The organism is Arthrobacter sp. 10N43 (assembly GCF_056394525.1).
The window spans coordinates 155,119-175,698 of the sequence record NZ_JBFTIA010000002.1 but is presented as its reverse complement, the minus strand read 5'-3'; the positions used below and the strand labels follow the sequence as shown (position 1 = coordinate 175,698).

Annotated in this window: 25 protein-coding genes; 13 read left to right on the top strand and 12 right to left on the bottom strand. The window is 66.0% G+C overall.

All coding sequences use genetic code 11. From position 1 onward, the window contains the following. Window positions 1-370: 370 nt before the first annotated feature. Complete coding sequence (locus AC1DDO_RS03420; RefSeq protein ID WP_476868449.1) at window positions 371-721, top strand: DUF3846 domain-containing protein; 351 nt, start codon at window positions 371-373, stop codon at window positions 719-721. A gap of 19 nt (window positions 722-740) precedes the next feature. Here AC1DDO_RS03420 and AC1DDO_RS03415 read toward each other — a convergent pair whose 3' ends face one another. Next, complete coding sequence (locus AC1DDO_RS03415; RefSeq protein ID WP_476868450.1) at window positions 741-1,247, bottom strand: hypothetical protein; 507 nt, start codon at window positions 1,245-1,247, stop codon at window positions 741-743. Window positions 1,248-1,380: 133 nt separating this feature from the next. Next, window positions 1,381-4,047, bottom strand: coding sequence for a PEP/pyruvate-binding domain-containing protein (locus tag AC1DDO_RS03410; protein ID WP_476868451.1), 2,667 nt, complete (start codon window positions 4,045-4,047; stop codon window positions 1,381-1,383). A gap of 172 nt (window positions 4,048-4,219) precedes the next feature. Between AC1DDO_RS03410 and AC1DDO_RS03405 the strand changes: the two genes are divergently transcribed. Then, on the top strand, window positions 4,220-4,354 hold the full coding sequence (locus AC1DDO_RS03405; RefSeq protein WP_476868452.1) for a hypothetical protein: 135 nt from the start codon (window positions 4,220-4,222) through the stop codon (window positions 4,352-4,354). Here AC1DDO_RS03405 and AC1DDO_RS03400 read toward each other — a convergent pair. Genes AC1DDO_RS03400 through AC1DDO_RS03390 form a run of 3 tightly spaced genes read right to left on the bottom strand, consistent with a single transcriptional unit; the run spans window position 4,351 to window position 5,943 of the window. Further along, on the bottom strand, window positions 4,351-4,695 hold the full coding sequence (locus AC1DDO_RS03400) for a DUF6510 family protein (protein ID WP_476868453.1): 345 nt from the start codon (window positions 4,693-4,695) through the stop codon (window positions 4,351-4,353). The two genes, AC1DDO_RS03405 and AC1DDO_RS03400, sit on opposite strands and share 4 nt — an antisense overlap. Next, window positions 4,692-5,429, bottom strand: coding sequence for a ferredoxin reductase (locus AC1DDO_RS03395; RefSeq protein ID WP_476868454.1), 738 nt, complete (start codon window positions 5,427-5,429; stop codon window positions 4,692-4,694). Before AC1DDO_RS03395 ends, AC1DDO_RS03400 begins: the two co-directional genes overlap by 4 nt. Before the next feature lie 10 nt (window positions 5,430-5,439). Then, the gene (locus AC1DDO_RS03390; RefSeq protein ID WP_476868455.1) at window positions 5,440-5,943 is read right to left on the bottom strand and encodes a molybdopterin-dependent oxidoreductase; all 504 of its coding nucleotides are present in this window, start codon (window positions 5,941-5,943) and stop codon (window positions 5,440-5,442) included. A gap of 286 nt (window positions 5,944-6,229) precedes the next feature. Here AC1DDO_RS03390 and AC1DDO_RS03385 point away from each other — a divergent pair, with 286 nt between their 5' ends. Then, entirely contained in the window at window positions 6,230-6,562 is a 333-nt protein-coding gene (locus AC1DDO_RS03385; protein ID WP_476868456.1) for a hypothetical protein, read from the top strand. 16 nt (window positions 6,563-6,578) lie between these two features. Here the strand turns inward: AC1DDO_RS03385 and AC1DDO_RS03380 are convergent, their stop codons facing one another. Then, the gene (locus tag AC1DDO_RS03380) at window positions 6,579-7,328 is read right to left on the bottom strand and encodes a GAF and ANTAR domain-containing protein (protein ID WP_476868457.1); all 750 of its coding nucleotides are present in this window, start codon (window positions 7,326-7,328) and stop codon (window positions 6,579-6,581) included. Between the two features lie 175 nt (window positions 7,329-7,503). Here AC1DDO_RS03380 and AC1DDO_RS03375 point away from each other — a divergent pair, with 175 nt between their 5' ends. Both AC1DDO_RS03375 and AC1DDO_RS03370 read left to right on the top strand, forming a co-directional pair. Continuing rightward, on the top strand, window positions 7,504-8,511 hold the full coding sequence (locus AC1DDO_RS03375; protein WP_476868458.1) for a DUF5996 family protein: 1,008 nt from the start codon (window positions 7,504-7,506) through the stop codon (window positions 8,509-8,511). 124 nt (window positions 8,512-8,635) lie between these two features. Further along, complete coding sequence (locus AC1DDO_RS03370; RefSeq protein ID WP_476868459.1) at window positions 8,636-8,983, top strand: UBP-type zinc finger domain-containing protein; 348 nt, start codon at window positions 8,636-8,638, stop codon at window positions 8,981-8,983. 12 nt (window positions 8,984-8,995) lie between these two features. On the opposite strand, the gene AC1DDO_RS03365 is transcribed toward AC1DDO_RS03370, so the two are convergent. Then, the gene (locus AC1DDO_RS03365; protein ID WP_476868460.1) at window positions 8,996-9,643 is read right to left on the bottom strand and encodes a hypothetical protein; all 648 of its coding nucleotides are present in this window, start codon (window positions 9,641-9,643) and stop codon (window positions 8,996-8,998) included. Between the two features lie 179 nt (window positions 9,644-9,822). Here AC1DDO_RS03365 and AC1DDO_RS03360 point away from each other — a divergent pair, with 179 nt between their 5' ends. From AC1DDO_RS03360 to AC1DDO_RS03350, 3 genes are all read left to right on the top strand, one after another. Continuing rightward, on the top strand, window positions 9,823-11,256 hold the full coding sequence (locus AC1DDO_RS03360; RefSeq protein ID WP_476868461.1) for an MFS transporter: 1,434 nt from the start codon (window positions 9,823-9,825) through the stop codon (window positions 11,254-11,256). Window positions 11,257-11,369: 113 nt separating this feature from the next. After that, window positions 11,370-11,783 carry a MarR family transcriptional regulator gene (locus AC1DDO_RS03355; protein ID WP_476868462.1) on the top strand — a complete coding sequence of 138 codons (414 nt, stop codon included), beginning with the start codon at window positions 11,370-11,372 and terminating at the stop codon, window positions 11,781-11,783. A 273-nt stretch (window positions 11,784-12,056) separates the two neighbouring features. Beyond that, on the top strand, window positions 12,057-13,079 hold the full coding sequence (locus AC1DDO_RS03350) for a hypothetical protein (protein WP_476868463.1): 1,023 nt from the start codon (window positions 12,057-12,059) through the stop codon (window positions 13,077-13,079). A 123-nt stretch (window positions 13,080-13,202) separates the two neighbouring features. Here the strand turns inward: AC1DDO_RS03350 and AC1DDO_RS03345 are convergent, their stop codons facing one another. Beyond that, window positions 13,203-14,069, bottom strand: a complete 867-nt coding sequence (locus AC1DDO_RS03345; RefSeq protein WP_476971429.1) for a class II glutamine amidotransferase — start codon at window positions 14,067-14,069, stop codon at window positions 13,203-13,205. A gap of 164 nt (window positions 14,070-14,233) precedes the next feature. On the opposite strand from AC1DDO_RS03345, the gene AC1DDO_RS03340 reads away from it, so the two are divergent. Then, window positions 14,234-14,560, top strand: a complete 327-nt coding sequence (locus AC1DDO_RS03340) for an ArsR/SmtB family transcription factor (protein ID WP_441408923.1) — start codon at window positions 14,234-14,236, stop codon at window positions 14,558-14,560. After that, window positions 14,557-15,327 carry a cation efflux transmembrane domain-containing protein gene (locus AC1DDO_RS03335; protein ID WP_476971428.1) on the top strand — a complete coding sequence of 257 codons (771 nt, stop codon included), beginning with the start codon at window positions 14,557-14,559 and terminating at the stop codon, window positions 15,325-15,327. Before AC1DDO_RS03340 ends, AC1DDO_RS03335 begins: the two co-directional genes overlap by 4 nt. Window positions 15,328-15,351: 24 nt before the next feature. Here the strand turns inward: AC1DDO_RS03335 and AC1DDO_RS03330 are convergent, their stop codons facing one another. The 3 genes from AC1DDO_RS03330 to AC1DDO_RS03320 all read right to left on the bottom strand — a co-directional run bounded on the left by AC1DDO_RS03330 (window position 15,352) and on the right by AC1DDO_RS03320 (window position 17,037). Further along, entirely contained in the window at window positions 15,352-15,837 is a 486-nt protein-coding gene (locus AC1DDO_RS03330; RefSeq protein ID WP_476868523.1) for an N-acetyltransferase family protein, read from the bottom strand. Between the two features lie 35 nt (window positions 15,838-15,872). Further along, window positions 15,873-16,223: an ArsR/SmtB family transcription factor gene (locus tag AC1DDO_RS03325; protein ID WP_476868466.1), complete on the bottom strand. Its 351-nt coding sequence runs from the start codon at window positions 16,221-16,223 to the stop codon at window positions 15,873-15,875. A 73-nt stretch (window positions 16,224-16,296) separates the two neighbouring features. Next, on the bottom strand, window positions 16,297-17,037 hold the full coding sequence (locus tag AC1DDO_RS03320) for an aquaporin (RefSeq protein WP_476868467.1): 741 nt from the start codon (window positions 17,035-17,037) through the stop codon (window positions 16,297-16,299). A gap of 45 nt (window positions 17,038-17,082) precedes the next feature. Between AC1DDO_RS03320 and AC1DDO_RS03315 the strand changes: the two genes are divergently transcribed. From AC1DDO_RS03315 to AC1DDO_RS03305, 3 genes are all read left to right on the top strand, one after another. Next, the gene (locus AC1DDO_RS03315) at window positions 17,083-17,757 is read left to right on the top strand and encodes an arsenate reductase/protein-tyrosine-phosphatase family protein (RefSeq protein WP_476971427.1); all 675 of its coding nucleotides are present in this window, start codon (window positions 17,083-17,085) and stop codon (window positions 17,755-17,757) included. A gap of 149 nt (window positions 17,758-17,906) precedes the next feature. Then, on the top strand, window positions 17,907-18,329 hold the full coding sequence (locus tag AC1DDO_RS03310; RefSeq protein WP_390202580.1) for an arsenate reductase ArsC: 423 nt from the start codon (window positions 17,907-17,909) through the stop codon (window positions 18,327-18,329). An 82-nt stretch (window positions 18,330-18,411) separates the two neighbouring features. After that, entirely contained in the window at window positions 18,412-19,785 is a 1,374-nt protein-coding gene (locus AC1DDO_RS03305) for an FAD-dependent oxidoreductase (protein WP_476868470.1), read from the top strand. A gap of 78 nt (window positions 19,786-19,863) precedes the next feature. Here the strand turns inward: AC1DDO_RS03305 and AC1DDO_RS03300 are convergent, their stop codons facing one another. Continuing rightward, window positions 19,864-20,502 (bottom strand): LysE family translocator, encoded by a 639-nt coding sequence (locus tag AC1DDO_RS03300; protein ID WP_476868471.1) that lies wholly within the window; start codon window positions 20,500-20,502, stop codon window positions 19,864-19,866. Window positions 20,503-20,580: the final 78 nt, after the last annotated feature.

Sequence of the window (20,580 nt, the reverse complement as noted above, 5' to 3'; positions counted from 1 at the left end):
GAGTTGGCGTTTTGGTTTCGGAATTGCGGGGCCTTCCTGTGCGGCGGGAGCGCGTTCGGCTCTCCCTGGTTACCCCCTATCTAGCTTGCGGGCTTTTCCGCTGAGTTGCCAGTCGGGACGGCGGCATCTTCATGCCACTCCCGGGCACGATCGGCGATACCAGCAGAAAGTATTCATCGACGAGGTCCTTGTTCATAAGTGCCTTGATGAGAGCGTCGGGCTGCCCAAAAGGCTTCGGATCCTCTAGACCCTGCTCCTGCCGCCGGCGATAGCGCCAAAGTCAAGAGGACAATGACTATCAGGCAAGGCCCCTGGCCCGGCGTCTGGGAACACACCTTCGGCCAGCGTTGTTAACTACTACAGACCAAAAATGAGAACCGCATACACAGCACTGATAATTCCATCTCAACTCGCCGAACCCATCCGGATTGAATCTGTTGAACCCGGCCTTCAGCCCCTGCAAAGCCTGGTTGGCGGAGACATTGAGGACGTGACACGCGGTGACTGGCGTGTCTTCCTCAACGCCGAAGGCGTGATTGTGAACCTTCCACCGAACCTGCGTGCCGCCCAGCTGATGGATGACTGCGGCCTGGACCTGGCAGGGGTGGCACGCGGCACCGCTATCTTCCTGGGCCGCGGCGATCTCGGCGAGGAGGCAGACGTCCCCGAGCCTTTGATCCGGCGGGCAGAAGAAATGTTCGACACCCGGCTGGTTGCTTAACGGGGGATCGCGCCGGACCTCATCCGCGGCTGGTCAGCCGGATTGTCCGCGCGCGGTGGATGGCTACGAGCGCAATGGCGCTGGCCGTGAGCCTGATGGCGTGAATCCGGTACCACCGCGTCAGCAGGGGTTTGCGGCGCATCTCGCTCAGCGGGTGGGGGCTGAAGAACAAGCGTGGGTTGATGGACCGGAGCAAGTACGCGGTGGCGGCCGCACCAGTCGCGGAGCCCAGGGCAGCGACTATCAGCCAGCCTCTGGAGTTGGAATGCTTCCAGCCGGCCACGAGGGCAGCGACGGCGACGGGCGCATTGAGCGGTGCGATCGGGGCGTAGTAGCGGCCCGGGCTTCCCGCTCCAAAGGGCGACCGGGGGAGTTCAGGGCTTGCTTCCGATGCGGCGACGCGGTGCGGGATCTTGACGAGGGCCTCGTAGAGGTTGCCGAAGAACCAGTGGGCGTGGCTGAACTCCGCAATGCCCAGCAGGCGGTCAGCGATCGTTTCCCGGCGGCCGGAGGAAATCTGTTCCATGCCCACAATCTACGCCCTGGCACTACGCCGGGCCATTTGGTCCACGGAAGGTGCATCTAGCGGAATTGAGCGAAGACGCCCATGGACATCGGATCAGTGTTGCACAACTGTCCGCTCACCGGAGGGTATCCGCTCAGGGTTCCTGCCCAGTGGCAGTTTGCTCGATCGTGACGGTACCGGCGTCGCCATCCACGCGGATCCGCTGCCCGCTGGTGAGCCGCTGGGTGGCCACCCCGGTGCCGAGCACGGCGGGAATGCCATACTCACGGGCCACGATTGAACTGTGGCTCAACGGGCCGCCGACGTCGGTGACCACCGCGGAGGCCATCGCAAACAGCGAGGTCCACGCCGGCGTCGTGATACGGGCCACCAGGACGTCCCCGGGGACCATCAGGGCAAAATCCTGGGGCCCCCTCAGGACGCGCGCCGGAGCGGTGACCCGGCCCGCGCTTGCGCCGACGCCCTTGATAATGTCGCCTGGCTGGTCCTGTGAGCCTGCGGGCATCATGCTCCCGAAGGCCCGCTGCATCCACCGGCTCTCCGGGAGCAACTGCGGGGCAGCGGCCTTGGCTTGGCCCCGCCAAAGCATCTTGCGCTCTTCGACGGCGTCTGCGCGGACGGGCCGGTCCGCCCCGGTGATTGCCACTGCGGCCGGTTCGCCCGGCGCGGCAAGGCCGAACTCGACGGCGCTTCGCAGCTCCTGCTCGCGCAGCCAGAACACTTCGGCCGGTTGGGCAATGACCGCGGAGTGAACCAGACGCTGCCCGAGTTCCAGCAGCATGCGCCGCAGCAGCGGCCAGGCCAGACCGACGTCGGCCAAGGCGTCCTCGCGGATCGGGGCCGCGCTCTGCGCCCACCGCAGCAACCGGAGGAAGCCGGCCCGCCGCTTTGGCCCGAGCCGGCTGACCGCCAGGTTGGTTTGGTCCTCCCTCCGTGCGGCCGACAGCCGCTGGCGCTCGTGCGGGTCATTGCCCTGCCCGCGCAGGTAGAACTTCGCCGTCTCCAGCAGCGACGACGGATCATCGGCCGGCACCGGGCTGAGGAAATCTAGGTTGAAGACCGCATGGCCAAAACGGTCCAGGTGAGCCTGGAAGCGCGCCTGCCACTGTTGCCACAGTGTCTGGTCGAAACCGGCCGGGATGGACCCGGTGCGCTGCGACTCAACCAGTGCCGCCGTCGGCATATCGAGGATCGCCGGTGCAAGCCCGGGAACCCCCCGGGCCCACACCGCGAGGTCGTACAGTGACTTCTCAGCCCGGATGGGTTCGCTGTCGTAGCCGAGGAGGAACGTCTGCGCCGGGGGGTCCCCATCGCGGCGGACGAGCCTGTCGTAGTACGCCCGGAAGGTGACTTCGCTGGTCGCGGCGATCGGAATGATCGACTGCACCGCCGTGTAGTACACCGTGCCGGCGTCCAGCAACGTCTTCACACCCTCAAGCAGTTCCCCACCGGAAAGCTCCCGGACCCGCTTCGACGACCAGTCCTGGATCACCCGCTCGTAGCGCGGATGCGAAAAGTTCCGCCACCCGGCCACCCCCATGTGCGCCTTGCCGCGGGCCAGCGCGCGAACCGCGGTCAACGACTTGCCCATCACCCGCCACATACCGGAGTTGCGGTAGTAATAATAGGCGTAGCCGTTCACGGTAGGCAGTCCGACGTCGTCCTCCCGGATGACGTTCTGACCGACGGCCTCGGCCATCAAGGCTCTCAGCGACCGGGTAACGGAGCCGTCGATGAGGTCGGCGAACAGCGGCGAGAGCGGGTCCGGCAACTGCTCCACGATGCTCGCCCGGAAGTACATTCCTTTCGGATAGGGCACCGTCCAGACATCGGGGGTGTCGGCCGCCGGTTCAGGCAGCGCCGTGATCGGCCGGGACTGCAGGATGAAGAACTCGTCACCGGCCCGTGCCCACTCAATGTCCTGCGGCGTACCGAAATGGTCCGCAATCCGTGCCCCGTAGCCGGCCAGCAGGGCCGCGGCACGGTCATCCAGAACTGGCTCACGGCGGCGGGACGCCGGCACGGACTGCTCCCTCGTGCCGTGCTCCGCGTAGACGGTCATGACCTCCTTGTCAGCAGTCCGGCGCGACAGCACACTGCCCGCCGCTGCTTCGACAACGACGTCGTCAGTGGTGACAGTTCCGCTGACCACGGACTCGCCCAGGCCCCACGCGGCACTGATCACAGTCTGGTCGCGGCGTCCGTTGGCCGGATTGGCGGTGAACATGACCCCGGCCGCCTCGGCCTCCACCATCCGCTGGACCACAACCGCGAGGCGGACCGCGTCCGGTTCGATGCCTTCACGTGCACGGTAGGCCATGGCGCGCGCAGTCCACAGGGATGCCCAGCAATCAGTGACAGCCGCGGCCAGGGCCTGCACCCCGCGGACGTTGAGGTAGGTCTCCTGTTGGCCGGCGAAGCTGGCCGAGGCGAGGTCCTCGGCTGTGGCGGAGGAGCGCACCGCCACGGCCGTATCTCCGTCGCCGAGGAGCCCGTAGGCGGTGCCGAGTTCTGCTGCGATTACGGCCGGCATGGTTCCGCCGGCGAACAGGGCGCGGATCCCTTTGGAGGCATCCTCGTAGTCCTTTGGCGTCGACTGCGGCGACAGGGAGGCTAGCTCCCGGATGCCCGCGGCGAGGTGGTTGGCCGCCACAAAATCCGCATAGGCTGCGGTGTTCAGCACAAACCCGGGTGGGACAGGGAGTCCGGCCCGTACGAGGCCTCCCAGTCCGACGCCTTTACCGCCGGCCAAGGCGGCGTCGCCCTGTCCCACATCGCCGAAGTTGATGATGTAGGTCATGACTGCGCGTCCTTTCTGCCCGGAACGGGGCTGCCTTGAGTGAGCCTGATTCCCAACATACTGACACCACCGCAGGCAAGAGGCCATAGCTGCGCCGCAGGTCCCGGTAGGAACGTCCGCACGACCCGGGGGTCTCCGGAGCCAGCAGATGGGGTTCCGGCAGAATAGGCCCATGAAACTATTCGAGTCCGAGATATCAGTAATCCAGGCGGCGGAAAATCTGGCTGCCAGGCTCGGAACGGACCCGAACCACACTGTCGCCGCGGCTGCCGGCTTTGCCGGGCGGACACCAAGGCCGTTGACCTAGCTCTCCCGGTCGATCTGAAGGTAGCTGAGTCCGCTGACGTCGAGCCAGAACTTGGTGGGCGTCTCAACGAGACGCAGGAGGACGCCCCCGCAGGAACTGCAGCGCACGACGATTCCCGGGGCGTCGGTGTAGACGGCGGCTTCCCCGAAGACCCTGACGGCGCCACAGTTCTTGCATCGACCAATCGCGGCGACGATGTCAATGCGGAACAGTTCCCACAGCTGTCCTGCCGCCGCGTTTCCATCGAGGTGAGGTATCGGATTGCCCGCTGTTCCGGCGATGTCCTGGTCCTCGAGGCGCGGGTCCTCGGCGCCAGGGGAAGAGCCGTTGCTGCCAGTCACCGGATTCCTCCCGTTCCGCCGAAGCGTTCGGTTTTGATTGAGGCGGCCGGATAGCCCGCCTTCACGAGCCAGTCTGTGACCGTTTCGACAAACATCGTCTGGCCACAGATGAAGATATCGGGAGAATCTTCTGCCGGCAGGATGTTCGCCAGCAGTGTTTCTGCGGTGAGTCTCTTCGGGGCGCTTGGCCAACCGTCCGGCACTGCGCGTGTGTACACATGGTCGACGGTGAGCTTTTGGGATTCCCGGCTCAACGTAAGCAACTCGTCCCGATAGAACCCGGTCTCCGGCGACTTGAGTGAGTAGAGCAGCCGGAACTGTGAAGGATTCTTCGATGCCTCGTGGGCGCGGATCATGGCCATGAGCGGGACGACGCCGGATCCTCCGGCAATCAGCTGTACCGGGTTCGAATCGGTCGGCCGCCAGACGAACCAGCCGCCGACGGGGCCCCGGATCTCCAGCTGGTCTCCGACCATGAGGTCCCTGACCAGGTAGGGGGAGACCTCTCCGTTGGCCAATTCGTCAACCGTGATCTCCAAGATTTCGTCCATTCCGGCCGTCGCCACGGAGTAGGACCGCACGGCTGTGTAACCGTCGTCAGCCGTGAGCCGGACATCGATGTGCTGGCCCGCAAGGTTGCCGTTCAGACCGTCCACGCGCAGCCCGATGGTTCTGGATGATTCCGTTTCGGGAACTCCACTGACCACCTCGGCAACGCGCCACAGGGTGCTCATATGTCCTGCCTCATGAGTAGCGCTCTTCGCGCCACGGGTCGCCGTAGATGTGATACCCGTTGGATTCCCAGAATCCGGGAGCATCGTGTGGCATCAGTTCGATGCCGTTGATCCACTTCGCGCTCTTCCAAAAGTACAAGTGGGGCACCAACAGGCGGGCAGGGCCGCCGTGGGCCCGTTCCAGTGGCTCACCGTCGAATTCCCAGGCCACCCATGCCTGGCCGTCCAGCAGGTCCTGCAGGGGAACGTTGGTTGTATAGCCGCCGTAGGAGTGGGCGGTGGTGAATTCCGACGACGTTTCCACGTCCTCGAACAGGGTGTCCAGGGACACGCCCCGCCACGAGGTGCCCAGCTTGGACCAGCTGGTCACGCAGTGAATGTCGGTCCGGATGTCATCCTGCGGCAACGCCATGAACTCATCCCACGACCAGGCACGGCGCTGCCCCGTCTCGGTTGTGATGAAGAATTTCCAGTCCGTCGGGGCGATATAGGGTGCCGGGCCCGCCGTCAGCACGGGAAAGCTCCCCGTCTCGTATTGGCCGGGCGGTAACGCTGGATTGCCGGTGCGCCGTTTTCCATGAAAACCGGACGAGATGATTCCCATCATGTACCTCCGATGCGGAGATCCGCAGGTCGAATGTAGTCGGTGCCCCAACGATAGGGCAACGGCAGGACAGGGTCCAGACATGCAAACATTCCGGCCCGGTGCCACGGCCCTGATGACTGGCTCGGCTTCCTCCTCTCGCCGGCCGACTTCCATGGCGCTGCTCCGTCGCTGCTCTCGTGGCACACTTTCTGCCATGGAGCCAATGGACTGTCTGGTCATCTACGTCCCCACCGCAGCTGCCGAGGCGGTCCGGCAGGCCATAGGCGACGCCGGAGCGGGGAGGCTGGGCAACTACTCGCACTGCTCGTTCAGCCTCGAAGGCGCCGGGCGCTTCACGCCGCTGCCCGGCGCGAACCCGACAATCGGCGTCGTCGATTCCCCCGAGGAGGTGCCGGAAACCCGGATCGAGGCCATTTACCCGCGCTCCCGGCGCAGCGCCGTCGTCGACGCCGCGCTGTCCGCGCATCCGTACGAGACGCCGGCATTCATGACCTTCCCGGTCGATATCAGCCTGCCGCGGGGTTGAGCCGCGGTCAGGGACGTCACGCCTCAGATGCTGGGAGACCCTGGGTAACTATTTCGCCACTGCGGGCGAGATGTTCGGCAACGTCCCGGAGCTTGAGGTTGGATCTGGAACTGGCACGGCTGAGGAGCAGAAAGGCCTGCTCGGCCGTGATCTTGTACCGCTCCATCAGGATGCCTTCGGCCTGGCCGATCAGCTGCCGGGCCACCAGGGCTTCGCCGAGCTGACTGATTTTCTGGGAATCCGCGAACGCTACGGCGGCGTGCGCGGCGACCAGCAACCCGATCTGTTCGGACTCGTCGTCGAAGGCGTCGGGACCCGCTCCATAGAGGTTCAGGGCGCCGAGCCGATCATCTTCAACGAACAGCTGGAACGAAAGCATGCTTCGCGCCCCGAGTTCCACGGCCGCCCTGGCGAAATCGGGCCAGCGGTCCTCCAGACTGAGGTCCGGGACACGAACCACCCGATCCTCGTGGGCCGCGTCCATGCACGGCCCCTGCCCGGTGGAACTCTGCAGGGCATCGACCCGGCGTGCAAGCTCGCCCGAGGCGGCTTTGGAGTCAATTGTCTTCCGCCCTGTCGCGAGGCTGATGGAAGCATGCGCGGTACCAGGAATCAGGTCCAGGGCGGCATAGACAATGCCGGAGAGGACGGCGTGGACGTCATCTTCCTGTTGCAGCTCCCGGGCGAGTTCGCTGAGTTGGGTGGCCAGTTCGGCGCTGACGGGGCTGTTTTCCTGCCGGGTGGTGTCTGCATCTGGTCGGTCCACGCCCATCACTGGCCTCCGCTGCTCGGTGTTTTGCTTGATCCTATACGTCCGGCAACTTCCGCGCCCGCCGCGTGGTCGCGAAGAGGTCCAACGCCTTGCATCCCGAGCAGGAACTCACTCAGGACCCCATTGCTGGTCCTCCGGCACCGGCGTAGGCTCGCCCGCAGAAGCGGCCGTGCCCACTGCCCGCCACGGCCCCGACTGGGAGCGCCGGGACGAGTCCGGCACGGAAGGACCTGCGATGGACGCCATTGACGATCCTGGCACCCACAACGGGTGGCCCCGGCTACGGGTCGATGATTGGATTCAGACCCGCGACACCGTGCACATGTGGACGCAGATCGTCGGCAAGATCCGCATGGCGCATTCTCCGATGCTGAACCACTGGTGGCACGTGACCCTGTACGTCACGCCGCGAGGACTGACGACGTCGACAATCCCTTATGGGCGCGGGGCCTTCGACATGGAATTCGATTTCTGTGACCACCGGCTGAACGTCCGCTCCAGCGATGGCTCCGCCGGGAGCATCGTCCTGGCGCCCAAGTCGGTGGCCGAGTTTTATGCGGAGGTGTTCGCGACCCTTGCCAGGCTCGGCATCCAGTCATCCATCCGTGCAGTCCCGAACGAGGTGGACCCGGCCATACCCTTCGCCGATGACCACCGGCACGCATCCTACGACCCAGATGCGGTACGAATCTTCTGGCAGCAACTGGTTCAGGTGGACCGGGTCCTGACTGACTTCAGTTCGCACTTCAGAGGCAAAGCCAGCCCTGTCCACCTCTTCTGGGGGTCCATGGACCTGGCATATGCCCGCTTCTCCGGACGCGAGGCCCCCACCCACCCCGGAGGTGTCCCAAACTGCGCGGATTGGGTCATGGTGGAGGGCTATTCCCACGAGCTGAGCAGTTGCGGGTTCTGGCCCGGGGTGGGGGATGAAGGGGCCTTCTACGCTTACGCGTACCCCGAACCAGCAGGGTACGCGGAGTACATCCGGGAAACCGATGGGGTTGTCTACCGCCGGGAGGACAAGCTCTACCTCCTGCCCTACGAAAATGTCCGGACCGCGCCGGACCCCGACAGCACGCTGTTGCGGTTCCTCCGCTCCACGTACGAGGCGGCCGCGGTGACAGGAAACTGGGACCGCGCGGGACTTGAAGTGGATCCCCGCCGTTGGCGGCGGTGATGTAACCCCCAGGCAGCAGGACACGCGAGGTGCGATCCGCACCGGGCCCCTTTCCTGCGTTGGGATTGGCTACGAGAGTAGGGTGGAGCGTGAGTCGAGGGCGCGCATCCGAGGGGGAAGCCACATGGACGCCATCTCTGGAATCGAAGTGTCGGTTCCACCCAGCGGGACCGGTTGCGTTGAGTGCCTGGCCGGCGGAGGGTGGTGGTTGCACCTTCGCCGTTGCGCCCAATGCGGTCACATCGGCTGCTGCGATACCTCGCCGGCCCAACACGCCACGGCACATGCGCGCTCTACTGGCCACCCGGTCATCCGCAGCTTTGAGCCTGGCGAAAGCTGGTTCTACCACTATCCAAGCTCCTCATTTATTGACGGGCCGGACCTTGAGCCGCCGGCCCACCACCCAGAAGATCAGAGCGTTCCGGGCCCAGCCTCGCGCGTGCCCGGTGATTGGACGCAGCACCTGCACTGATGACGGGCGGAGTCAGCCGGTGATGAGGAGCTTGGCTGCTGCGATTGCGAGCCAGTCCTTCAGTGGGATGTTCTGGTGGTGGTCCCGTTCGGAGTAGGTGACCCAAACCTTGCCTTTGCAGTCAAAATCGATGTTTACCAGGTTGTCCAGGGCGGTCCGGGGCCAGCGGGCAATAGCCACGTTGTCGGTGATTTCGACCAGGCGCTGCGGTGCAGCCGTCCAGGCAGGCTCCTTTCCTGGTTTGCGGGACGGCAGAGAGATCACGCGGCCCGACGCCGGGACCAGCTCCTTGGGATTGACCAGCTTCTTTACGGCGCTACCGCCTTCGAATGTACTCAGAATGGTGTCCATGCTCAGGAACTCGTCTCCGCCGAAGCTCGTGGACTGGCGGTAGAAGCAGATGCGGCCGTCGACGGTCAGGAATGCAGTGCCTTGGTGTTCACTTTCCAAGGGCCAGCCGAGGGACTGGGCCACGAAATGCCAGGCGGTCCAATCGGTTCCGGTGGTGACGACGGCGAGGCTCGTCGGCGCGGAGCGCTTGAGGAGTCGCTTGCTGGCGTGTCCCAGCGCGCGTTCCATGCGGTCCGCGGCGGCGCGGCGGGCGGACTCGTAGACGCCGGGGACGGCTTCATTGGCAGCTCTTGCCGCAGTAGATTCCATGGTGGCCGCCCATCCCGTCTGGGTTGTTTGGGTTGTCTGGATTGATCGCCGCGGCGGAGGCTTGCGCTTCATTTTAGGGCGCTGGTAGAGGCCGGAAGCCGAAAGACATCCAATGTTCATCGACCGGTCACCGGCCGCGGGCAAGCCTCGAGCAGAAGGCGAGGGTGTTAACTGGGAGGGTGAGCTCCCTACCGTCGGCGCGTACCCAAAGGCTTGTGCTGTGGATCGCGATTCTCGCGTCCTTTGTGTCGTTTCTGGACAGCAGCGTCATCAACGTGGCGCTGCCGGCCATTTCCCGTGAACTGGGCGGCGGTCTGACGACGCAGCAATGGGTTGTTGACGCCTACCTGATTACCCTGGGTTCACTGATCCTGGTGGCCGGTTCGCTCTCTGATCTGCTCGGACGCGTTGTGGTCCTCCGCGCTGGCCTGATCGGATTCGGCGCAACGTCGGTGATGTGTGCGCTGGCCCCCACGGAGGAGTTCCTGATCCTGGCGAGGGCGCTCCAGGGCGTCGCGGGCGCCCTGCTGGTGCCCAGTTCCCTCGCCCTGATCACCTCAAACTTCGACGACGCTCCCCGGGCGAAGGCGATCGGGCAGTGGACCGCCGGTACAACCGTGGCGTTCATCGCGGGCCCGCTGCTTGGGGGAGTGCTGGTGGACTCGGTGGGATGGCGTTGGGTTTTCGGAATCAACGTCCTGCCCATTGCTTTGACGCTGTACATGTTGGGCGTGCTGCGGGCCAAGGATGTTCGCGTGGCTGGGGTGCGCATCGACTACCCGGGCGCCGTTCTTTGTGTTCTGGGGTTGGCGGGTCCGGTCTACGCGCTGATCGAACAAGGCAACTATGGCTGGCGGAGCCCGCTTATCCTGATGCCGTTCGTCCTGGGCATCCTGTGCCTCGCCGGATTCATTTGGCGGGAACGGACCGCGCGGCAGCCTCTCCTGCCACTCAGCCTCTTCTCCGTCCGAAACTTTGCCGTCGGCAATGTGGCGACGGCCTTCGTCTACGCGGCGCTGTCGATCGGGGGATTCATCATCGTGCTCTTCCTGCAGCAGGTGGCCGGGTTTCCGGCGACGTTGGCTGCTCTGGCGTTGCTTCCGGTCAGTCTCGTCAACATCCTCCTGGCATCATGGTTTGGCTCACTGGCCGGGCGCTTCGGGCCGCGCTGGTTCATGGCCCTGGGACCCGCTCTCGCCGGAGTTGGATACCTCCTGATGCTCGCAACTGAAATCCCGGTCAACTATTGGACCCAGCTGATGCCCGGGATCCTCCTGTTCGCAGTCGGGCTCTCTGCGACAGTCGCGCCGCTCACCGCCGCCATTCTCGGCTCGGTGCTAGAACAGCAGGCCGGCATCGGCTCTGCAGTAAATAATGCCGTGAGCAGGGTTGCGGGTCTGGTCGGCATCGCAGTGGTCGGCCTGGTTGTGGGCGGCAAACTTGAACTGGACGGATTTCACCGGATGCTGGGCGTGACCGCCGTCCTGCTCATCCTCGGGGGCATAGTTTCCGGCGTCGGTATCCGGAACCCTCCCCTGCCGCAGGCTGGCCCGCTACGACACAAAGCCGGATCGAAAAGCATCCGGGGCAACCGGCAGACACGGCCGGGCTGACGGCCGGGCGGGGGCCTATGGCCGCCAGGGCAGTCCCGAGCGCTGAGGTGGCTCTCCTCTGGGGCGCGCCGGAACGCCTTGCCCGGGTATGACGCTCCTGCGACGATGGCAAGGTGAACAGGCCTATCGGATACTGGGTCAAGCGCCTGGACGCGGCGCTGGAGGCACAACTCGATTCCACGCTGGCCCGCGTCCACCTGACCAGACGGCAGTGGCAGGTCCTCAACTTGTTGAGCTCGGCACCCGCAACTCCGGCGGAGATATGGGATTTCTTGCGCCCCTTCGACACTGGCGACGGCGGACAGGAACGCGACCTGGCCGCGCTCGTTCGCAGGGAGCTCGTTTTCCTCCTCGATGGCCGCCTCGCCCAGACCGGGGCCGGCTACGCCCTGCATTCGGAGGCCTCCAGGCTGGTCGAAGCGACCCGCCATGAGCTCACGGCAGGCATCGGAGCCGATGAGTACGCCATGGCTGTCAGCGTCCTCGAACGGATGACCAACAACGCCGACCGGCTCGCGGCGAGATAGCTGAGTGCGTCTTCCCTGATCCACCTGCTGGGATTCCTCGTCGGTAGAGGGGTCCCGACAGCGGATTGCTGCGGGCCTTGCTGTGGCCGGCCGAATCCGTGGAGTTCCAGGCAGATCCCGCGATCGGCCTGGAAATCCAAGAACTGGACAAGATGCGTCCAGTAGCGGTCATGTTGCTTCTTCCGGCACAACGGCACGCCATAGTCTGGCTCCGGTTGACGGGACGGGAACTCTCTCTTGGGTTCTGCGATGCCGGCCGGCAAGGAGGATCTGATGGGCATTGGCAAGTACGGACCAAATTGGAAATTCCGGTCAGCGGTTGTGGCGGTCGCCCTGGCGGCCTCTGGCGTCGGCTTCGTCGCTACCACCGTCCCCGCGGAGGCCGCATCGTCGAAGGGATGTGCGGACGGGGGGTTCCGCGTCCTCGGTAAGGCCGGCGACTTCGACGGCGCCGTGGCGGCTCCGGGAAACCGGTTCCGGGTCCAAGGAAAGTATGTCCAGTTCGACGTCGATCCCGCCAATTTTGCCATCTACAACTATGCCTTCACCGGCGCGGCAAATGAATTGGACCTCACGGGCGGCCGGGCAACGCCGGTCTATGCGAGCAAGATCCCGGACCACCGCGGCCTGAAATTTACCAGTGCCGTAGCGCTGAAGGTTAAGGACACGGACGTGGTGATGTCCCGAACCGGGACTGGCGGCTTGTCGATGACGATCCAGGCTAAGGACTGCGCCTCCGGTGGACTGTTCCAGATGGAGCCCGAGCGCGGCGACGGAACCAGGACGCTCATCGTGCACCGGCTGGCGGCCGGTGCCTTCTATTTCGACAACTCCAACTTCCGCACCAGGCTCGGGCAATTCCTCGGCTCCGCGTGCACCAGCGTTCAGGCCGGACCGCCGAGCCAGTTCTGTGCCCGGGTGGCGCCCCGGGTCAACATCGGCAACGCGGTCTCCGCCAAGTTCGTGGTGCGCGACAGCGCGCAGGTTGCCACCCGCGTTCGGCAGCCGGACTGTGGCGCGGACTTCACCAACAACCTCGCCCTCGCTGAAACCCGGGACCATTGCGGCGGCATGTCCATCTGGGACGTGGCCAGCGGCGGACGGATGGGAATGGTGACTGGTGAGGACGCTACCGAGGTCGCCAACCCGGCCACGGAGTGCGTACAGGACTGCCAGGCCCAGAATCAGGTCCGGGGCCGCCTTGCCAATCTCGGTTTCCCATTTCCCGTTCCTGCCGCGAGCAAACTGACCCCACGAATCTCGACAGCAGGTTTGACCGCTCCTCTGACCCGGTAGCCCGCCGCACTTCGACCGGGGACGGCGTTGCACACCGCACGAATGTCGTAGATCACGGGGCGCTCGTTCGCTCGCCCAGCGACGCAGGGGCATGGCGATCCCCGAAGTCCGGACAGGCCGCGGTCAGGGCTTCTGGGACGCCGCCGCGGACGGGTCAAGGTCCGCGAGGGTCAGTGGATGCGCCGGCGCCTCCGGGAAGGGGAACGTGGCCGTCACGGCCAAATCCGGACCAACGTGCACCATTTCGCCGGGATCCATGGGACGCCACCCCGGGTTGGGATCCATGGGCTCGGTGGCGATAAGGACGTGCGCGGAACGGGACAGATCCCGGCTGTGTGCGTGGATGCGGGCGCTCCGTGCATCCAGGGGTGCCGGCTCGGCGCCCGCGGCAGGCTTGCGTTCCAGCACGTGCAGCTCATGGGTGGCCGGGTACCTGACCGCCCAAAGGTCGGTCGCCGTCGTCACGATGAAGTTCAGGCTGAAGACGGGCAATTCCTCGGCAACCCACCGGATGGCCCGGGTGATGCCTTCCCCGACATCGCCGCCTGAGCGCCGGCACTCGGCGGTGATCAGCGCAAAGAGGCGTTCGCTGTCCGTCTGGCCGTGCACCAGATCCGCGACGCCGAGTTCTGCCAGGCGCTGATTGAGCCGCCCCAGGTCGCCGAAGGCGCCGTTGTGGGCGAACAGCCGCCCGTCTTGTTCAAACGGGTGCGTGTTGACCATGGTGTGTGCGCCGGTGCTGGCGTACCGCACATGGGCAAGGAACGTGGTGCTCTTGAGGACCCGGGCCTCGCGCGCGAAGGCGTGGTCCTCCCACGCCGCAAGCGGTTGCTTTGCCACGTGGGCCCTGCCGTTCGCGTCAAAGGTGCCTATCCCGGCGCCGTCGGGCTCCCGACGGCTTTGGGCCGACAGGCTGTCCGGGGCGTCCAGGAGCCAGAACGTCGCCCGGACCGGACCAGGCCCGGCGTGCAGGCCGAACAGTCGGCACATGGGCCCTCCTCCTTGTGGTGTGTCGGCCGCAGCCGCGGCAGGACCTGCCTGGTGGTCACGCTACCCGCGGCGGCCGTTGCGCCCAAGCCATTTGCCCTGCACGCTTCCTGGCCTTCGTCATGTACATCATTGCGTGAATACATGCACGGCTGTACTTTGGATTCATGGAGACCCTCACGCATGCCCCGGTGCTGGCACGGTTCGGCTACGCGGTTTCGGACCCTACCCGGGCCCGTACTTTGCTGGCCCTGGCAGACGCGCCGGCGTATCCGTCCGATCTTGCCGACTCCCTCGGGGTATCGCGGCAGAGCATGTCCAACCATCTGACCTGTCTTCGCGGCTGCGGGCTTGTGGTTGCGGTTCCCGATGGCAGGCGGACCCGGTATGAACTTGCTGATGCCCGGCTGGGCCATGCCATCAAGGACCTGATCGGCGTGGTACTCGCGGTCGACCCGTCGTGCTGCGCGCCGGACGGGACGTGCCTGGCATGACGGCCCTCCTGCACGCGCCGGCGCCTGAGCGCCGGGCTGTCCTGACCAGGCGGATCCGGCTGTTCGCCGCCGCAACCATCACCTACAACCTGATCGAGGCCGTCGTGGCCCTGTGGGCGGGCGGCGTAGCGGACTCTTCGGCGCTGATCGGGTTCGGACTGGATTCCGTGATCGAGGTTGCGTCGGCACTGGCGCTGTCCTGGCAGTTCTCCGCCAAGGATCCGGAGCGGCGTGAGCACCTGACGCTGCGGATCATCGCCATTTCGTTCTTTGCCCTGGCGGCCTTCGTCACCGCAGATTCCGTCCTGTCCCTCACCGGCGGGGGCGAGGCGCAGCACTCCGTCCCGGGCATCGTCATCGCCGCCCTGAGCCTGGCCATCATGCCCGTCCTTTCCTGGCTGCAGCGCCGGGCAGGCCGGGAGCTGGGTTCCAGGACGGCGGTCGCCGACTCCAAACAGACCCTTCTGTGTACCTATCTTTCTGCGGTCCTTCTCGTCGGCCTGGTGCTGAACAGCACCCTGGGCTGGTGGTGGGCAGACGCCGGCGCAGCCCTGGTCATTGCCGCGATCGCCGTCCGCGAGGGCATCAACGCCTGGCGCGGAGATGTTTGCTGCGCCGTTCCGCACGGGGCGAATGCCGGTGAGGCATCTCAACCTGGGGCCGATCCTGCGCCCGGCGCCGGTTCGGGCTGCTGTGAGGGTTGCGGAACCGGGCCCGGACCACAGGATGTGGCATCGACGTTGGCTCCCGGAAGCACTGAGTTGTAGGCCTGCCGGGTCCCAGTGGACCGTTCAGATGGCGGAGGAGCGGCGCTCGATCAGGACGGTGTCACGCCACTGTCCGGTAAGCGGGCCGTGGGCCATCCTGGCGATGCGGCTCCTGCGCCCGACGACGACGTAGCCGTTGGCCAAGTGGAGTTTGAGGCTGGCTTCGTTTTCGGGGAAGACGCTGGCCTGGATGGTCCAGATCCCGTCACTCTCCGTGGAGTCTGCCAGGGCTTGCAGCAGCGCCGCGCCCAGGCCGCGACCGCGTGCATCGGCTGCGATGTAGACGGAGTGCTCCACCACGCCAGCGTAGGCAGGGCGGGCAGAGACGGGGGCGACGGCGGCCCAGCCAAGGATCCGGCTGTCTGCGGCCTCTGCGACGAACCGGTGGCGCGGCAGCCTCGAAGCGTTGAAGCGGTCCCAGTCGGGCGCCTCTACTTCGAAGGTGGCGTGGCCGGTGGCGATTCCCTCACGGTAGATCCCCTGGACGGCCGGCCAGTCGCCGTGGTGCATGGCGCGGATCGTGACCGCGGACAGTTCGAGCGCGGTCACAGGGCCGCCAGGAGTCCGGCTGTCCGCTCCAGGGCGCCGGGAACCAGGGAGTAATACGCCCACGTCCCGCGCTTTTCGCGGTGCAGCAGCCCCGCGTCGACCAGGATCTTCAGGTGGTGGGAGACGGTGGGCTGGCCAAGGTCCAGCGGTTCGGTCAGGTCGCACACGCAGGATTCGCCGGACGGATCGGCCTTGACGATGGAGAGCAGCCGCAGCCGGTTCGGGTCGGCCAGCGCCTTGAAGACCAGCGCCTTCTGCTTCGCCTCCTCAGCACCGAGGGCAGTCACTCCTGCCGGGGTGCAGCAGGTTTCACCGGTGGCCGGTTCGAGGACAGGGAGCAAGTTCATGTACCTATTATGCCCGGATATTGATAATCATCAATGTATACGAGTGTGAGGAGTCACCCGGCTGCCGGCGAGGCTAGGTGCGGGCTGGCTCGGAACTGTGCGCCAGCACGACGTCGTCCGCGGTGCGGGCCGCCGAGGGGAACAGGATCAGGAGGAGTCCGAGACCCGCTGCCGCGCCGACCATCTGTGCCACGACGAAGCCGGGAACGGAGGCGGGTGCGATGCCGGCGAAGGTGTCAGTGAAGATTCGGCCCACCGTGACGGCCGGGTTGGCGAACGATGACGAGGAGGTGAACCAGTAGGCGGCCCCGATGTAGGCGCCCACCGCCGGTGCCGCGAGAACGCCACGGGATGTGGCAGCGAGGGCGAAAATGAGAAGGATGAGGCCGGCGGTACCGACGACCTCGCCCAATAGGTGTCCCGTGGTTGCACGCTCCTTGGTGGAGATGGAGGTGCTTACCTCAAACATTGCGTTCGCGACCACGCTGCCACCGACCGCACCCACAGTCTGGGCAACCACATAGGTGCCAAGCTCCGGCAGGCTCAATCCGGTGCCATTACGCCGGCCCAGGATCCAGTCGGCGGCCGAGACCGCCGGATTGAAGTGCGCGCCGCTCATGGGCCCGAGTACAAGGATCAGCACCGTCAGGCCGAGCACGGTGGCGGTGCTGTTCTGGAGCAGCTGCAGGCCTGGGTCATTGGGGGAGAGCTGCTGGGCGGCGATTCCGGAGCCGACGACGATCATCACGAGCAGGCTGGTGCCGAGCAGTTCGGCGGTGGCGCGGCGCCATAACGGCGGCTGGTTTGAAGTCATGGCAACAGCTTGACTGAAAGAATTGCCTCAATCAAAATTGAACCAATGAATATTGAGGCAGCAGGCGCTTTCCGGGCGAGGGTCGCCAAGCACGCGGCCCTCGCTGATCCTGCGCGCCTGCGCATCGTTGATCTGCTGACTCTGGGTGACTTCTCCCCGACGGAACTGCAGGCGGAGCTGGGGGTGCCGTCGAATCTGCTCTCCCATCACCTGCGCGCCCTGGAAGAGGCCGGGCTGACAACCCGCCACCGCTCCGAGGCCGACCGGCGCCGCAGCTATGTTCGGCTTGTTGCCGGCGCCCTGGAAGGCCTGGTGCCCGGGGCTGAGCACGGGGCCCGCCGCCTGCTGTTCGTCTGTACTCGAAACAGTGCCAGGTCCCAGCTGGCCGCCGCGCTCTGGCGGCGTGTCAGCGAAATCCCCTCGACGTCGGCGGGAACGCATCCCGCGGAGAGCATCGCCCAGGGGGCCATCGAGGTCGCCCGCCGCCACGGCGTCGATCTGGCAGACGTTCCACCGCGCAAGCTGGAGCACGTGGTGGGGGAGGGGGACTTGGTGGTGACCGTGTGCGACAACGCCCATGAGGAACTGGCCAGCCTTGGCGGTGTGCACTGGTCCGTGTCGGACCCGTTGCGCCTGGGTACCGATGAAGCCTTCGAGCAAGCGTTTACGGATATCGTCCACCGCATCAACGGCCTCGCACCCCGCGTGATCGCCGCCTAAAACCCGAAATCCACCAATATTGACAAGTATCGATTTATAGTTCGATACTTCAAGCATCGACAAGCATCAATGTCTACGCAGTCAAGAGTGGTGCGGGACGACGACCTCATCAAGACCGATCCACACCTAACTGATTCCAGGAGAAACCCGTGAGTACCGAAACCGCCAAGAAGCCCTCCGTCCTGTTCGTCTGCGTCCACAACGCCGGCCGCTCCCAGATGGCCGCCGCCTTCCTGACTACCCTGGGCGAGGGACGGATCGAGGTCCGGTCCGCCGGTTCCCAGCCCGCGGACAAGGTCAATCCGGCGGCCGTGGAGGCCATGGCCGAACTCGGGATCGACATGTCTGCCGAGATCCCGAAGATCCTCACCACCGAGGCTGTGAAGGAATCCGACGTCGTCATCACCATGGGCTGTGGTGACGAATGCCCCTATTTCCCCGGCAAGCGGTACGAGGACTGGGTCCTGGAAGACCCCGCCGGGCAGGGCGTGGACTCCGTCCGCCCGATCCGCGACGAGATCAAGACCCGCATCGAGGACCTGATCGCGTCGCTCACGACCGTCGCCAAATAGCCCCCGCTGAGCATTGGGAGATTTGGACCTGCAGGCTTCTCCCAACTGAACCACCACACCTATGGATCAAACAGAGGAAACCATGGATTCTGCGAAGAACCTTCCCGTTGCAGTGATCGGCGCCGGGCCCGTGGGCCTGGCGGCCGCAGCCCACCTGATCGAACGCGGCCTGGAACCGCTGATCTTCGAGGCCGGCCCGTCCGCGGGCGCGGCCATTGAGCAGTGGCGCCACATCCGGCTGTTCTCCCCGTGGCGGTTCAATGTCGATGCCGCCGCCGCCCGCCTGCTCGAAGCCTCCGGCTGGAAATCGCCCCGCCCCACGGCCCTGCCCTACGGCGGAGAACTCATCGATGACTACCTCGCCCCGTTGGCCGCCCTCCCGGCCATCAGTTCAAAGCTGCAGACCGGCGCCAGGGTCATCGCCGTGACCCGCGCCGGCATGGACAAGACCCACACCCGCAACCGCGACAGCACGCCGTTCGTCCTCCGGGTCCAGCACACGGACGGAGAAACCCGCGACCACACCGTGGCCGCGGTCATCGACGCCTCCGGCACCTGGTCCACCCGCAACCCGCTGGGGACCTCCGGGCTCCCCGCCATCGGCGAAGACTCCGCCGCGGACCGGATCTCCGCCCCGCTCCCGGATGTCACCGGCCGCGGCCGTGCCGCGTTCGCCGGACGCCGCGTCCTGGTAGTCGGCGCCGGTCACTCCGCCGCCAACACCCTGATCAGCCTGGCGGACCTGGCCAAGGATGAACCGGACACCCGGATCCTCTGGGCGGTCCGCGGCGGGTCCGCCGGGAAGGTCTACGGTGGTGGCGACGCCGACGGGCTGCCCGCCCGCGGCCAGCTCGGTGCCCGCCTGCGCCGCCTCGTCGAGGCAGGAAGCATCGAACTGCACACCGGCTTTGGCATCGGCTCGCTGAAATCTCTCGCCTCGCACGTCACGGTCGAGTCCGTGGACGGCCGCATCCTTGAGGCCGACGTCGTCGTTCCCTGCACCGGTTTCCGCCCGGACCTGGACATTCTGCGTGAACTCCGCCTGAACCTGGACCCCGCCGTCGAAGCACCCACAGAACTCGGCCCGCTCATCGACCCGGAGTTCCATTCCTGCGGCACCGTCCCCCCGCACGGCGCCGCGGTGCTGGCCCACCCGGACAAGGACTTCTACATCGTTGGCATGAAGTCCTACGGCCGCGCGCCAACGTTTCTGCTGGCCACGGGCTACGAACAGGTCCGTTCCGTCGTCGCCGCCCTGGCCGGGGACCGCGAAGCGGCCGACACCGTCCAGCTCGAACTCCCTGAAACCGGCGTGTGCTCCTCCGACGCCGGCACCAGCTGCGACGTCCCGGCCGCCCCCGCGGTATCAGAGTCCTCGTGTTGCGCGGCTCCTGAACCGGTGCTCGTCGGATTCCCCACCGGACTGTCCCACGGCCGCTCCGGCGAAACCGGCTGAAGCGGGCCTACGTTCCATGATCTGTCACACGCCGGCACCGACATTGAAGTCTGGGAAACGGACGAGCCCTCCGGCGGCCTACGAGCTGGTGCTGGACGCCAGCACGCCCAGGCCGAGTGCGGCGATGATGCCGCTGCTACCGCGTTCGAGCCACCGGCTTACGCGGGGGCGCTGCAGCCATGCCATTGCTTTCGCCGCCGCGATGGCGACGGCCGCCAGATAGAGGAAGCCGATGGCGCTTTCGATGGCGCCGAGCACCATGGCTGTGTCCAGCGTGTTGCCGCCGTGCGGAATGAACTGCGGCACGACGGCGAGGTAGAACAGGCCGACTTTGGGGTTCAGGAGTGTGGAGAGTGCGCCGGCGCCAAACCCTGCCCTTCGGCTGTGGCTGCGGCGCGGAGGGTGCCCGACCGTTGTGGCGGTGGCTGACCTGCCGCGGGCACGGATCAGCGACGAGATACCCAGGTACAGGAGGTATAACCCGCCTGCGATCTTCAGCCACCGGAACACTTCCGCGGGGTCCTCCAGCACGGCGGCGAGTCCCACGCCCACCAGCGCCGCCCAGACCATGGAGGCCAGCGCCGAGCCGAACGCCGCGGCCAGGCCAGCCCCGGCACTCTGCAGCGAGATCCGGAGCACCAGGAAGGTGTCCGGGCCCGGGGTGACGGAAAGCAGCAGGCACAGCCCGGCAAAGGCCAGCAGGGTTACGGCGGTCATGAGGACCATTGTCGGGGTGCCGGCCGCCTGGTTGCAATTACCGCGGAACTGTAAGACGTCGTCGGCCGCGTTCACACC